Raw genomic sequence first — 13,253 nt, 5'->3', positions numbered from 1 at the left:
GAGATCGATCACAGCGCGGCGGCGGGATCCGGTACGAGATCGGTCCAGCTGCGCTGTGCGCCGCGGGCCAGGTGGGCCTCGAACGACTCGGGGCCGAGCGCGTCCCGCAGCCGGCCGCTGATCCGTTCGACGTCACCCCGCTCGGCCGGCGGCAGCGGCGCGCCGACCCCCGCCCGCAGCGCCCCCGCCGCCCCGAGCAGCTCGGCGGCGCGTTCCGGCTCGTGCTCGCCCTGCGCACCGGCGAGCCCTTCGAGGGCCAGCGCGATCGCGCGCGGGTCGCCGATCCGCTGGGCCGCGGCGAGGCCGTCCAGGTGCGTCCGCCGGGCCGCGGCGAGGTCGCCGCGCTGCTCCGCCACGAAGCCGAGCTCGGCGAGCACGAGCGCGAGCCCCGGCTCGCCGTCCACGCTCCGGAGCCAGTCGACCCAGCGCCGGAGGTGGCGCTCGGCGTCGTCGAGCCGGCCCGCCCTGCGCGCGGAGAGCGCGAGCCCGATCTCGGCGAACTCCTCGGCCACCGGATGCCCGCCCTGCGTCGCCATCCGCCGGGCGCGCTCGTGCAGGACGTCGGCCTCCGCGAGGTCGCCCGCCAGCAGCGCGATGCGACCCAGGCCGGAGAGCCGCATCGCCGCCTCGTCGCGCAGCTGCAGGTCCTCGGCCATCCGCAGGCCCTCCCGGTGCAGCCGCGCGGCGCGCGCGTAGTCGCCCGCGATCTCCGCGAGCTCGGCCAGGGTGGTGGTGGCCCGCAACCGGCCCCACCGGTCGCCGAGCTCCTGGAAGAGCCGGTCGCTGCGTTCCGCGTCGCGGGCCGCGTCGTCGAGCGCTCCCGCGGCGCGGGCGACGGTGGCCCGCACGGCGAGCGCGGCGGCGGTGGCCCACCTGTCGGCCCCGGCCTGCTCGACCGCCTCATCGACCAGCCGCGCCGTGGTACCGAGCGCACCGCGCCCGCGGTGGGCGAAGGCCAGGAACCAGCGGGCCCGTGCGCGCTCGCCGGCATCGGCGAGCCCGTCGGCGGCCGCGAGCGCCGCCGCGAGCCCGTCGACCGACTCGCTCAGCATCGTGAACCCGGCCTGCCAGACGATCACCCGCGCCCGCGCGTCGTCGTCCCGGCAACGGTCCGCCGCGCCCGACGCGAGCGCGCAGTACCCCAGCGCCTCGGTCCACCGCCCGAGCAGGCACCAGTACCAGCCGAGCGCGTCGACCAGCCGAAGGGCGGCCCCGACCTCCCCACTGGTCGTGGCCGTGTCGAGGGCGACGCGCAGGTCCGCCGATGCGCCGTCCAGCACCCGCAGCCAGCGGGCCTGCTCGGGGCCGCGCAGGCGAACGGCCGCCCGCTCCGCCAGCGCGACGTGGTGGTCGAGGTGGCGCTGCCGCGTGGCGGCCACCTCGCCCGCCTCCGCCAGCCGGTCGAGCGCGTAGTCCCGCACGGACTCCAGCAGCCGGTAGCGCGTCGGCTCGCCCGCGCCGCCCGGGAGCACCGAGACCAGGGACCGGTCGACGAGGCCTGCGAGCACGTCGACGACGTCCCCGCCGGTGTCGGGACCGGCGAGCGCGACGACCGCGTCGAGCGACGCGGCGCCTGCCTGCACCGCGATCCGGCGCAGCACCGCGCGTTCGGCCTCGTCGAGGAGGCCCCAGCTCCAGTCGATCGTGGCGCGCAGCGTCCGGTGGCGGGCCGGGGCGCTGCGGGGACCTGCGCCGAGCAGGCCGAACCGGTCGGCGTCACCGTCGAGCCGGTCGGCGAGCTCGTGCACCCCGAACAGCCGTACCCGGGTGGCCGCCAGCTCGAGCGCGAGCGGTAGCCCGTCGAGCCGCCGGCAGATGCGCGCCACCGACGCGGCGGTGGAGTCGTCGAGGACGAAGTCCGGTGCCGCCGCCGCGGCCCGCGCTGCGAACAGCTGAACGGCGCCGGACGCCCGCTGCTGCGCGGGCGAGGCATCCGCGGGTGGCAGCGCGAGCGGGGGGACCGGCCACACCACCTCGCCGGCCACCCGGAGCGGCTCGCGGCTCGTCGCGAGCACCCGCAGCGCCGGCGCGGCCCGCAGCAACGTCTCCACCAGCTCCGCGACGGCGCCTGCCAGGTGCTCGCAGTTGTCGAGGACGAGCAGCGTGCGCCGGGTGCGCAGCGCGTCGGCCACCCGCCGCACCGGGTCCGGCGGGGACCGCGGGTCGTCGCGCAGGCCGAGGGCCGTGGCGACGGGGGTGGCGACGGGGCCGGCCGCGTCGACCCCGCCCAGCTCGACGAGCCACGGGCCGTCACCGTCCGGTTCGCGCAGCCGGGCGGCCACCTCCAGGGCCAGGCGGGTCTTGCCGACCCCGCCCGGCCCGGTGAGCGTCACCAGCCGGGCGTCCGCCGACCGGGCCTGCACTGCGGCCACCGCGTCCTCCCGGCCGACGACCGCGGTGAGCGGCTCCGGCAGGTTCGACCGGGGGAGCGGGTCCGTCTCGGGAACCGGCTCCTCGGCCGGGTCGTGGCGCAGGATCGCCTCGTGCAGCGCGACGAGCTCGCGGCCGGGCGCGAGCCCCAGCTCGTCGGCCAGCCGCTCGCGGAGGTCGTGGAAGCCGGCGAGGGCCTCGGTCTGGCGCCCGGACCGGTGCAGCGCGCGCAGGTGGGCGGCGCGCAGCCGTTCCCGCAGCGGGTGCCGGGCGACGAGCTCGCCCAGCTCGGCGGCCAGCGCGCCGTGCTCGCCGAGCGCGAGCCGGGCCTCCGCGAGCGACTCGACCGCGTCGAGCCGCTCCTCCTCCCAGCGCGCGGCTGCCGCCGCCGCGAACTCCTCGTCGGCGAAGTCGGCGAGTGCGGGGCCCCGCCAGAGCGCGAGCGCGTCGGCCAGCAGCCCCGCGCGCACCCGGGCGTCCTCGGCCGCGGCGGCCTCCCCGGTGAGCCGCCGGAACCGCGCGACGTCGAGCGCGTCGTCCCCGGCCCGCAGCAGGTACCCGGGCGGCTGGAAGACCACCAGGTCCCGGCCGAGCACCCGCCGCAGCTGCGAGACCCGGGTCTGCAGTGCACCGAGCGGGTCGCGCGGCGCCCGCTCGCCCCAGAGATCGTCGATCAGGCGGTCGACGCCGACCGGGCGTCCGGCGTGCACCAGCAGGTCGGCCAGCAGCGCGCGCACCTTCAGCTCCGGGATGCGGACCGGCTCCCCGTCCGCGGTCCACACCGCGAGCGGGCCGAGCACCCCGAAACGCACCCGCGGCAGCGTAGTGGGCCGATCCGCAGCGGACCCGGAGCGGATCTGGAGCGGGGCCCGGCATCGTCGGTGGCGGCACGGTCCGAATCGACATGGAGACCCACATGACCAGCGCGAACGTCCCGGAGACCACCCGGGAGATCCACCTCGCCGCCCGCCCCGTCGGGGTGCCGCGGCTCGACGACCTCGTGCTCGCCGATGCGAAGCTGCCCGAGCTCGCGGACGGCCAGATCCTGGTCCGCAACACGTGGATGTCGGTCGATCCGTACATGCGCGGCCGGATGGACGACCGGCCGTCGCCCGTGCTCCCGCCGTTCGCGATCGGGGAGCCGCTGGAGGGTTCGGCGGTCGGGGAGGTCGTCGCGTCCCGATCCGGCGCGATCCCGGTCGGCGCCACCGTGTCGCACTTCGTGGGCTGGCGCGAGCACGTGGTGCTCGACGCCGCTGCGGCCGTCGTCGTCGACACGGCGATCGCGCCGGCCCAGGCCTACCTGGGGCCGCTCGGCCCCACCGGCCTCACGGCGTACGCGGCCGTCACCGACGTCGCCCCGGTGCGCCCGGGCGACGTCGTGTTCGTCTCCAGCGCGGCCGGTGCCGTCGGCAGCGTCGCAGGCCAGCTCGCCCGCAAGGCCGGTGCCGCGCGCGTGATCGGGTCCGCGGGCGGTCCCGACAAGGCCGCCGCGCTCGTCGACGTCTTCGGGTTCGACGCGGCGATCGACCACCGGGCGGGTCCCGTGGGCGAGCAGCTCGCCCGGGTCGCACCCGAGGGCATCGACGTCTACGTCGACAACGTGGGGGGCGAGCACCTGGCCGCCGCCCTCGACGCGCTGCACGTCGGCGGCCGCGTCGCGCTCGTGGGGCAGATCAGCGGCTACAACGCGGTGGAGCCGCCCCCGGGCCCGTCGAACCTCCTGCAGGCCGTGCTGAAGCAGATCACGCTGAGGGGGATGCAGGTCGGCACCTACCTCCCCCTGATGGGGACGTACACCGAGCGGGCGGCCCGCTGGCTCGCCGACGGCAGCCTGCGGACCAGGGAGACCGTGTACGAGGGCCTGGAGCAGGCCCCCGAGGCGCTGCTCGGGGTGCTCACCGGGGCGGGCGTCGGCAAGGTCCTCGTCCGCCTGGGTGGCTGAGAGTCCCGGTCTATTGCGCGCGCCACCCGCGCGAGCGATGATCGACGACACCGACCGGAGGCACGTGGTCGCACAGCGTCAGGTTCTGGCAGGTCGTGGGGCGGCCTGCGGGAGAGGAGGCGTCATGTCGGCCGATCAGGAGTACTCCGGTGACTACGGCTACGACCTCGCACACGAGGTGCACGCCGGCCTGCACTCCATCCCGCGCGCGCGGGGTGTCTCACCGCTCACGGTGAGTGCGGCGCCCTTCGTCGCAGACCCGCACGGTGACCTCGGCTACGACTCGGCACACGAGGGCGGCAGCTGATCTGCAGCTGATCGGTCAGGCGCTCCAACGGCTCTGGCCCTCGGCCGCGAGCCGGTAGCGCAGCTGCTGCTCGCTGGCCTCGTCGAACTCCTGCGGGGTGAGGTAGAGGGTGCGCGTCCCGTCGCTGACGCGGACGATGTCGCCCCGTTCGCCCTCGGGTGCGGGTTGGCCGAGGGGGTTCTGCAACAGCCGCGTCACCTCGAGGTGTGGGCCGTTCACGAGCGTGGCTCGGCGTCGGGTGGCGTATTGGTGAACAACACATTGCCATTCTGCACCGAGCAGGCGAACTCCAGGTCGCTCCTTCGCTCGCGCTGGGGATGCACGTCACCCCGACGCCGCCGGGCGTCACCCGTTCCGGCTAACGTCGCTTCCGGTTCGCCGAGGGGGAGTGGACATGAGTGGCACCGACTGCGACTTCGTGATCATCGGTGGCGGCCCGGCCGGCTGCATCCTGGCCAACCGCCTGACGGCCGACCCGTCCGTGCGGGTGCTGCTGCTGGAGGCGGGCGGGCCGGACCACTGGTGGGACCTGCGGATCCAGCTGCCGGTCGCGATGGGCTTCCCCGTCGGCAGCCGCAGCTTCGACTGGCGCTACGAGTCGGAGCCGGAGCCCGGTCTCGGAGCGCGGCGGCTGCACCATCCCCGCGGGAAGGTGCTCGGCGGCTCCAGCAGCATCAACGGGATGATCTACCAGCGCGGCAACCGGGCGGACTACGACCGGTGGGCGGCGGAGACCGGCAGCAAGACCTGGGACTACGCCCACTGCGAGCCGTACTTCCGCAAGCTGGAGGGCAACGTGGGCGAGCCGCGGGGCACCGGCCGGGGGCGCAACGGCCCGCAGGCGTTGCACCGCGGCCCCGCGGAAGGTCCCATCTTCGACGCCTTCTTCGAGGCGGCGCACCAGGCGGGCTACAAGGTCGTACCCGACCTCAACGACGACGTGCAGGAGGCCTTCTCCCCGCTGGACCAGGCGGTCCGGGGCGGCAGGCGCGCGTCGGCCGCCGCCTCGTACCTGCACCCGGTCGAGCACCGGCCGAACCTCGAGGTCCGCTGCCACGCGATCGTCAGCAAGGTCCTCTTCGAGGGGACGCGAGCGGTGGGCGTCCGCTACCGGGACCGGGACGGGGAGACCCACGACGTCCGCGCCTCCGAGACGATCCTGTCCGCGGGCGCGATCGGCACCCCGCAGATCCTGCAGCTGTCCGGCGTGGGCGACGGCGAGCACCTGCGCGGGCTGGGCATCCGGGTGGTGCACCACCTGCCGGGGGTGGGCGAGTCGCTGCAGGACCACCTCGCGGTGCACATCCAGCACCGCTGCAGCCAGCCGGTGTCGATGTCGGGGATCCGCAGAAAGGCGAAGTGGCCGGGGGTGGTCCTCGACGCGGTCCTGTTCGGCAAGGGGCCGGGCGCGCGCAACCCGATGCAGGCGGGCGGGTTCGTCTCCAGCGACTTCGCCGAGGGCGAGCCGGACCTGATGTTCCTGCTGGCGCCCCTGGCCATGCGCAGCGCCGAGGGGTCCATGGAGGTCTCCGCCCACGGCTACCAGATGCACGTGGGCGTGATGCAGTCGAAGGCGCGCGGCTCGGTGCGGATCGCCTCGCCGATCCCGGTCGTCCACCCGAAGATCGTGCTGAACTTCCTGTCCGACCCGAAGGACCGCAACCGGTGGGTCAACGGCATCGAGCGGGCGCGTCACCTGCTCGGGCAGCCGGCGTTCCGGCACCTGGACGGCGGCGAGACCCTCCCCGGCCCGTTCGTCCGCGGCGGCGAGGAGGTCATGGCGTGGGTGCGGCGCACCGCGCGCGTGGGCCTGCACCTGGCTTGCAGCGCGCCGATGGGCCGCGGCGAGGCGGCGGTCGTCGACCCGGACACGCTGCGGGTGCACGGCGTGGACGGGCTGAGGGTGGTGGATGCGTCGGTCATGCCGTCGCTGACCAACGCCCACACGCTCGCGCCCACGATGATGATCGCCGAGAAGGCGGCCGACATGATCATCGGCAACGGGCCGCTCCCGCCGCTCCCGCCGAAGCGCCTACGGCTCGTGGAGCTTCCCCAGCGGTTGGACGCGCGGCCGGCCTCGCCGTCCAGGACCTCGCTCCTCGCCGACACGTGGTGACGAGACGTAAGCGCTTCCGTTCTTGACACTTGCTGCAATGGTTTGCAGGCTGTGCTGAGCCGGCGGAACGGGAGCAGCATGGCGGTCACGATCCACGAGGTGGCGAAGGGTGCCGACGTCTCGGTGTCCACCGTGTCCCGGGCGTTCACGATGCCGGACATGGTGAACGCCGCGACGCGTCGCAAGGTCCTGCAGGTGGCCGAGGAGCTCGGCTACCAGCCCAACCGTGCGGCGCGCGGCCTCGTCACCGGCAAGACCGGCAACATCGGGGTGGTCGTGCCCGACGTCGCCAACCCGTTCTTCTCCGCAATGCTCAAGGGCTGCACCGCGCGGGCGCGCGAGGTGCGGCACGTGGTCTTCCTCGCCGACGCCGCGGAGGACCCGCGCGTGGAGGCCGAGGTCGTGGGCGCGATGGCCAAGCAGGTCGACGGTGTCGTGCTCTGCTCGCCCCGCATGCACCCCTCCCAGCTGGAGCGGCTGGTCGGCTCCACCCCGCTGGTGCTGATCAACAGCGACGAGGCGGGCCTGCCCGCCGTGCTCATGGACTCCGCCGACGGGGCGCGCCAGGCGGTCGAACACCTCGCCGCGCTCGGCCACCGCCGCGTCGCCCACCTGGCCGGGCCGCCCGCCTCGTGGGCGGGGGAGGAGCGGTTGCGCGGCGTCCGCGCCGCAGCGCCCCAGTGCGACGTCGAGATCGTCGAGCTCGGCCCGTTCCCGCCCACGTTCCAGGGCGGTGTGCAGGCCGCCGATCTCGCGCTCGCCCGCGGTGTCACGGCGATCCTCGCCTTCAACGACCTGATGGCGGTCGGCGTGCTCAACCGGCTCGCGGCCCGCGGGGTGGCGGTGCCGGAGGACATCAGCGTGGTCGGCTACGACGACATCGAGATGTCGTCGATGACCACCGTGCCGCTCACCACCGTGCGCATGCCGATGGAGGCGGCCGGTCGGGCGGCCGTCGACCTGCTGCTCGACGGCCTCGACGCCGGGGACGAGCCGGACGTCACGCGCCGTTGGCTGCCCACGCAGCTCATCGTGCGGTCCACCACGGCGCCACCCGGTCGGGACGCCGGATCCCCTCGCGTGCTGGCAGGTCGGTGATGGCACGTCTCGCCCTCGGCGCGCTCCCGGACCTGCCCGCCGCGCAGCGCCCGCTCGTCGACCCGCGTGCCCTCGGCGTGGGCATCGTGCACCTGGGCATCGGCGCCTTCCACCGGGCCCACCAGGCGGTGTTCACCGAGGAAGCCGTCGCGGCCGCCGGCGGCGACTGGGGGATCTGCGGGGTCACCCAGCGCAGCCGCGGGGTGCTCGACCAGCTGCAGCCCCAGGACGGCCTCTACTCCGTGCTCGTCCGGGGCGAGGACACGTCGCTGCGGGTGGCGGGCGCCGTGCGCGACCTGCTCTTCGCGGCGGAGGAGGGGGAGCGGCTGCAGGCGCTGCTCGCCGCGCCGTCCACCCGGCTGGTCACGCTCACCGTCACCGAGAAGGGCTACCGGCACGACCCGGCCACCGGCAGGCTGCGCCGCACCGACCCCGACGTGGCCGCCGACCTCACCGGGGACGCGCTGCCGCGCACCGTCATCGGGCAGCTTGTACGCGGCCTGCAGGCCCGCCGGGCGGCCGACGCGGGCCCGATCACGCTGCTGTCCTGCGACAACCTGCCGGCCAACGGCGAGGTGCTGCGCGGGCTCGTGACGGACTTCTGCGAGGCACTCCCCGACGGCGGGTCCCTCGCGGCCTGGGTCGCCGAGTCGGTGGCGTTCCCGTCGTCGATGGTCGACCGGATCGTCCCGGCCACCACCGACGAGGACCGTGCCGAGGCCGCCCGCCTGCTCGGCTTCGAGGACCGCGGCGTCGTCGTCACGGAGCCGTTCCGGCAGTGGGTGGTGGAGGACCGCTTCGCCGCGGGCCGCCCGGCCTGGGAGCGCGCCGGTGCGGTGCTCACCGCGGACGTCGCCCCGTACGAGGCGATGAAGCTGCGGCTGCTCAACGGCAGCCACTCCACCCTCGCCTACCTCGGCGCGCTGGCCGGGCACGTGTACGTGGCCGACGCCATGGCCGACCCGGGCATCGCGGGCGTCGTCGCCCACCTCATGGCCGACGACGTGGAGCCGACCCTCGCGGTGCCGGACGGCTTCGACGTGGCCGCCTACCAGCGGGAGCTCATCGAGCGCTTCCACAACCCGGCGCTGCGCCACCGCACCGTCCAGATCGCGATGGACGGCACGCAGAAGCTCCCGCAACGCCTGCTCGGCACGATCCGCGACGCCCTCGCCCGCGGTGCCGAGCCCCGCTTCGCCTGCCTCGGCGTGGCGGCGTGGATGCGCTACGTCTGCACGGCCGACACCGTGGACGACCCGATGGCCGACCGCCTGAAAGAGCTCACCGCCGAGGCCGCGACGCCACAGGCGGCAGTGGACGCCCTGCTGTCCCTGCAGGAGGTCTTCGGGGAGGACCTACCGGCGAACGGAAGGTTCCGCGACCTGGTCACGGAGTCACTGGAGGCGTTGACGAAGGGCGGCGTAGCAGCGGCCACCGCCCCCTGAGTCGCACTTCGCACACCCACCCCTGACTCCGCACGAGGCGGGCCCTGTGCGGAGTTGGGGCTGGATGTGCGAAGTGGGGGAGATCGTCCGTTCGGGCCCACCGGCCGCTCCCGCCGGGGATGCTGCCGAGGTGGAACTGCCCGACCTCACCCTGCGGCCGCACCTGCTCGGCGCCGGTTTCTCGGACGACGAGTTGCGCCGGCTGGTGCGTACCGGCCGGCTCACCCCCGTGCGCCGCGGGGCCTACGTCCAGGGCGATCTGCCGGACGACCTCCTCGCGCGGCACACCCTGCAGATCGCGGCCGCCATGCGGGAGCTGGCCGGTGACGCGGTGGTCAGCCACATCTCGGCCGCCGTGCTGCACGGGCTGCGGATCTGGGGTGTCCCGCTCGGCCGGGTGCACGTGACGCGGCGCCGGGCAGGAGGTGGCCGTCGCGGCGCGCTGGTCCACGTGCACGTGGCCGCGCTGGACCCGGCGGAGATCACCATGATCGCCGGGCTCCCGGTCACATCGCCGGCCCGCACGGTCGCTGATCTCGCGCGGATGGTGCCCTTCGAGCAGGCGGTGGTGGTGGCCGACTCCGCGCTGTTCTACCAGCGCCCGGATCGGGTGGAGCTGGGCGACCTCGTCGACGTGCTGGAAGCCGTCCCGCGCCGGCCGGGCACCCGGGCCGCGCGGCGAGTGATCGAGTTCTCGAACGGTCTCAGCGAGAGCGTCGGGGAGTCACGCAGCCGGGTGGCGATCGCTGCCGCCGGCCTGCCCATACCGGTCCTCCAATGGGAGGTGCGCGCCTCGGCCACAGGTCGGTTCATCGGACGCGTGGATGTCGGCTGGCCCGAGCTGCGCACCGTCGGCGAGTTCGACGGGCTCGTCAAGTACGGGCGGACGCTGCGTCCTGGACAGGACATCGCGGAGGTGCTGGTCGAGGAGAAACTGCGGGAGGACGCCCTCCGCGACGAGGACCTGGCGGTCGTTCGCTGGATCTGGTCGGACCTGGCGAACTTCGCCCCCACAGCGAGCAGGCTCCGCTCGCGCTTCCGTCGGATCTGACCCACTCCGCACACCCGCTGCCGACTTCGCACAAGGCCGGCCTCATGCGAAGTAGCAGCTGGGTGTGCGAAGTCGTTCGATCAGCGGGGGGCGTAGGCCTCGCGCGGGATCGTCGTGCTCAGGTCCACCGCCGTCTCCACGGCCTCGTCCAGGCCCAGCTGGCCGTTCGTCACCAGTTGGGCGAGGTAGCCGCTGTCCACCCGTCTCGCCAGGTCGTGGCGGGCCGGGATCGAGGCGAAGGCCCTCGTGTCGTCCACGAAGCCCGCGGTGTTGTAGAAGCCGGCGGTCTCGGTGACGGCCTCGCGGAAGCGGCGCATGGCGTGCGGGCTGTCGAGGAACCACCACGGCACGCCCAGCCGCATCGACGGGTAGACGCCGGCCAGCGGGGCGAGCTCGCGGGAGTACGTGGTCTCGTCGATGGTGAAGACCACGCACCGGAACCCGGGGTCGGTGCCGAAGGCGGAGAGCATCGGGTGCAGCCCGCGGGTGAAGTCGACGGGCAGCGGGATGTCGAAGCCCCGGTCCGGTCCGAACGCGTCGTGGACCCCGCCGTGGTGGTTGCGCAGGACGCCCGGGTGGATCTGCATGACGAGGCCGTCGTCGCGGCTCATGCGCGCCATCTCGAACAGCATGTGCGCCGAGAACGCGTCGGCGGCGGCCTGCTCCACCGACCCGGCGAGCGCGGCCGCGTAGATCCGCTCGGCGTCGGCGCGGTCGAGGGGGGTGGTGTCGGCGGTGGTGTGGCCGTGGTCGGTGGCCAGGGCCCCGAGCCGCTTGAAGTGCTCGCGCCGCTGCTCGAGGGCGGCGAGGAAGCCGGCGTAGGTGTCGACGGCGGTGCCCGCGACGTCCCCGAGCTCCTCGACGTCGCGCTTCCACGTGGGCCGGTTCAGGTGCACGAGCGCGTCGGGGCGGAAGGTCGGCACGACGCGTCCGTCCCAGTCGGACGCGGCGATCGCGGCGTGCGCGTCGAGCGTGCTCGCCGGGGCGTCGGTGGTGGCGAGGATCTCCAGCTTGAAGCGGTCGAACAGGGCGCGGGGCCGGAACTCCGGACGCGCGATGCACGCGGCGATCTGGTCGTAGATCGCGTCGGCCGTCTCGTCGGACGGCTGCACGTTCACCCCGAACACGTCGTGCAGCTCCTGCTCCAGCCAGAACCGCGACGGCGTTCCGCGGAACAGGTGCCACCCGGAGCAGAACTTGCGCCAGATCGCCCGCCCGTCGGTCTCGACGGGGCCGCCGTCGCGGCGGGGCACGCCGAGCTCCTCCAGGCGTACGCCCTGGGAGACGAACATGCGGGTGACGTAGTGGTCGGGCACGACGAGCAGCTGCGCCGGGTCCCCGAACGGCTCGTCGTCGGCGAGCACGGACGCCTCGACGTGGCCGTGCATGCTGATCAGGGGCAGGTCGCGGACGGCGCCGAAGATCTCGCGCGCGACGGCCCGCACGGCGGGGTCGGTGGGCAGGACGCGGTCGTCGTCCAGCACCAGTGGTCGTACCGCCATGTCACAGCTCCAGGATCTCGTCGGCACGGACCGGGAGGCCGGTCTCGAAGGAACGGTTCGCCGCGAGGCCGGTGAGCAGCGACAGCGCGCCGTCGCGGTGGGTGGACGCCCGGCCGAGCGGGTCGTCGACGACCTTGCCACCGAAGATGTCGGCGAGCATCCGCTCGTCGCCGCCGCCGTGGCCACCGCTGGTGTCGGGGAGGTCCAGGTCCTCCGGCTTCTCCCAGTGCTTGCGCAGGGTGAGCCGGGCGCCGTGCTCGGGTTCGGGCCGCATCTCGGTGCCGGGCCTGCCGTGCAGGGCCTCGCCCTTGACCGTGCCCGCGGTGCCCGGGTCGACGAACGAGTTCTCCATGACGTCGAGCTCGAGGCGCCCCGCGCTGCCGTTGAACGCCACCCGGTAGCCCTCCCACGGCGAGTACGCGGTGAGGTGGTAGCTCATCGTGGCGCCGCTGCGGTAGCGCACGGCCACCGTCATGTCGTCCTCGATGGTGATGCCGGGGCCGAAGACGTTCTGGTCGCGGTGGTAGCCGTCCTCGTGTTCCGCGTCGAGGTAGAGCGCGGTCATCTTCTCGTTGCCTGCCAGGTGCAGCGCGAACGGGTCGTCGGCGGCTTCGGGGGAGCCGTGGGCGCGCGTGTAGGGCCGGGCGAGGCCGCGGCGCGCGCCGTTCTCGTCGCCGTAGAAGAACAGCCGCCCGAGCCCGTAGACGAGCTCGGGGGAGGAGGCGACCCACCAGTTGACGAGGTCGAAGTGGTGGGTGGCCTTGTGGACCATGAGGCCGCCCGAGTTGGCCTTGTCGCGGTGCCAGCGGCGGAAGTAGTCGGCCCCGTGACGGGTGTCGAGCAGCCACTCGAAGTGGACGGAGCCGATCTCGCCGATCGCACCGGAGGCGATCACCTCGCGAACGCGCGCGTGGAGGGGGTTGTAGCGGTAGTTGAAGGTGACCGTGACCTGGCGGCCCGTCTCCGCCTGGGCGTCGAGGATCCGCTTGCACCGCTCCGCGTCGATCGTCATGGGCTTCTCGGTGATCACGTCCCGGCCCGCGCGCAACGCGGCGACGATGTACTCGTCGTGGGTGCGGTCGATGGACGCGACGACGACGGTGTCGACGCGCTCGGCGTCGAGCATCCGCCCGAAGTCCTGCGCCTTGTAGGTCGGCACGGCCGGCTGGCCGCGCTCGACGACGGTGCGGTTGTGCACGTCCATCCGGGTCTGGTTGACGTCGCACATGGCGACGAGCTGCGCCGTGTCGGCGTGCGCCCCGGTGAGGGCGTCGACGAACATCTGGGCGCGGCCACCGAGGCCGACGATCGCGTAGCGGGGGCGCGGCGAGCTCGCGGCGCTGGGGGGCATGACTCTCCCGGTGCTGGGGCCGACTGCAAAGGGTTGCAGATCAGCGGATCGGCTGAGCGGGCAGCTCA

The 13,253-nt window shown here is 74.3% G+C and carries 10 protein-coding genes; 6 read left to right on the top strand and 4 right to left on the bottom strand.

The window, feature by feature from the left end; translation table 11 throughout:
• Positions 1-8: 8 nt before the first annotated feature.
• Positions 9-3,182, bottom strand: coding sequence for an ATP-binding protein (locus tag FB388_RS17105; RefSeq protein ID WP_142102105.1), 3,174 nt, complete (start codon positions 3,180-3,182; stop codon positions 9-11).
• 104 nt (positions 3,183-3,286) lie between these two features.
• Here FB388_RS17105 and FB388_RS17100 point away from each other — a divergent pair, with 104 nt between their 5' ends.
• Positions 3,287-4,315, top strand: a complete 1,029-nt coding sequence (locus FB388_RS17100) for an NADP-dependent oxidoreductase (protein WP_142102103.1) — start codon at positions 3,287-3,289, stop codon at positions 4,313-4,315.
• A 124-nt stretch (positions 4,316-4,439) separates the two neighbouring features.
• The gene (locus FB388_RS17095; RefSeq protein WP_142102101.1) at positions 4,440-4,622 is read left to right on the top strand and encodes a hypothetical protein; all 183 of its coding nucleotides are present in this window, start codon (positions 4,440-4,442) and stop codon (positions 4,620-4,622) included.
• A 15-nt stretch (positions 4,623-4,637) separates the two neighbouring features.
• On the opposite strand, the gene FB388_RS17090 is transcribed toward FB388_RS17095, so the two are convergent.
• A complete protein-coding gene (locus FB388_RS17090; RefSeq protein ID WP_142102099.1) occupies positions 4,638-4,841 on the bottom strand; it encodes a hypothetical protein in 204 nt (67 codons plus the stop codon).
• A gap of 175 nt (positions 4,842-5,016) precedes the next feature.
• Here FB388_RS17090 and FB388_RS17085 point away from each other — a divergent pair, with 175 nt between their 5' ends.
• From FB388_RS17085 to FB388_RS17065, 4 genes are all read left to right on the top strand, one after another.
• The gene (locus tag FB388_RS17085; protein ID WP_142102097.1) at positions 5,017-6,738 is read left to right on the top strand and encodes a choline dehydrogenase; all 1,722 of its coding nucleotides are present in this window, start codon (positions 5,017-5,019) and stop codon (positions 6,736-6,738) included.
• Positions 6,739-6,816: 78 nt separating this feature from the next.
• On the top strand, positions 6,817-7,836 hold the full coding sequence (locus tag FB388_RS17080; protein WP_142102095.1) for a LacI family DNA-binding transcriptional regulator: 1,020 nt from the start codon (positions 6,817-6,819) through the stop codon (positions 7,834-7,836).
• Positions 7,836-9,281, top strand: coding sequence for a mannitol dehydrogenase family protein (locus tag FB388_RS17075; RefSeq protein ID WP_142102093.1), 1,446 nt, complete (start codon positions 7,836-7,838; stop codon positions 9,279-9,281). The genes FB388_RS17080 and FB388_RS17075 overlap by 1 nt, the downstream gene beginning before the upstream one ends.
• Before the next feature lie 130 nt (positions 9,282-9,411).
• Positions 9,412-10,332: a type IV toxin-antitoxin system AbiEi family antitoxin domain-containing protein gene (locus FB388_RS17065; protein WP_170225647.1), complete on the top strand. Its 921-nt coding sequence runs from the start codon at positions 9,412-9,414 to the stop codon at positions 10,330-10,332.
• A gap of 80 nt (positions 10,333-10,412) precedes the next feature.
• Here FB388_RS17065 and uxaC read toward each other — a convergent pair whose 3' ends face one another.
• Together uxaC and FB388_RS17055 are read right to left on the bottom strand one after the other, a co-directional pair.
• Positions 10,413-11,834 (bottom strand): glucuronate isomerase, encoded by a 1,422-nt coding sequence (gene uxaC, locus FB388_RS17060; protein ID WP_142102087.1) that lies wholly within the window; start codon positions 11,832-11,834, stop codon positions 10,413-10,415.
• 1 nt (position 11,835) lies between these two features.
• On the bottom strand, positions 11,836-13,185 hold the full coding sequence (locus FB388_RS17055; RefSeq protein WP_142102085.1) for a Gfo/Idh/MocA family oxidoreductase: 1,350 nt from the start codon (positions 13,183-13,185) through the stop codon (positions 11,836-11,838).
• Positions 13,186-13,253 lie beyond the last annotated feature (68 nt).

It is taken from the genome of Pseudonocardia cypriaca, assembly GCF_006717045.1.
Lineage (GTDB): Bacteria > Actinomycetota > Actinomycetes > Mycobacteriales > Pseudonocardiaceae > Pseudonocardia > Pseudonocardia cypriaca.
This window is presented reverse-complemented; position numbering and strand designations above follow the sequence as displayed.

Coding starts and splice junctions, on each gene's coding strand:
- FB388_RS17100 (WP_142102103.1), top strand. CDS start 3,287: ATGACCAGCGCGAACGTCCCGGAGACCACCCGGGAGATCCACCTCGCC.
- FB388_RS17095 (WP_142102101.1), top strand. CDS start 4,440: ATGTCGGCCGATCAGGAGTACTCCGGTGACTACGGCTACGACCTCGCA.
- FB388_RS17085 (WP_142102097.1), top strand. CDS start 5,017: ATGAGTGGCACCGACTGCGACTTCGTGATCATCGGTGGCGGCCCGGCC.
- FB388_RS17080 (WP_142102095.1), top strand. CDS start 6,817: ATGGCGGTCACGATCCACGAGGTGGCGAAGGGTGCCGACGTCTCGGTG.
- FB388_RS17075 (WP_142102093.1), top strand. CDS start 7,836: ATGGCACGTCTCGCCCTCGGCGCGCTCCCGGACCTGCCCGCCGCGCAG.
- uxaC (WP_142102087.1), bottom strand. CDS start 11,834: ATGGCGGTACGACCACTGGTGCTGGACGACGACCGCGTCCTGCCCACC.
- FB388_RS17055 (WP_142102085.1), bottom strand. CDS start 13,185: ATGCCCCCCAGCGCCGCGAGCTCGCCGCGCCCCCGCTACGCGATCGTC.